Annotated in this window: 1 protein-coding gene; it reads right to left on the bottom strand. The window is 43.2% G+C overall.

The window, feature by feature from the left end; all coding sequences use genetic code 11:
* On the bottom strand, positions 1–241 hold a 241-nt coding region (locus V6255_RS18195; protein ID WP_341629400.1), incomplete at both ends, for a DUF1611 domain-containing protein.

The raw sequence follows: 241 nt of genomic DNA, 5'->3' as shown, positions 1-241 counted from the left end.
CCTTGACCTTCAATGACATCCCAGTTATCAGCATCGTTTGCTGGTGCGATAGTTTCAACTGCACAGGCGATAAAGTCAGACACAACAGCATCAATACTGACACCTGAACCACTAATCAAAATACCTGATTGACCAGTCGCTCGGAAACTGGTTTTCATGCCTTGTGCTAGCATTTCTTTTTCTAGTGGTAATGCGGTATACATTTTACCTACTGAGCTGTCTGTACCCACTTGTAATACAC

Source organism: Psychromonas arctica (genome assembly GCF_038155225.1).
In the GTDB taxonomy this organism is placed as follows: domain Bacteria; phylum Pseudomonadota; class Gammaproteobacteria; order Enterobacterales; family Psychromonadaceae; genus Psychromonas; species Psychromonas arctica_B.
Note: the sequence above shows the minus strand (reverse complement) of the source record. Positions and strands in the feature narration are given on the sequence as shown.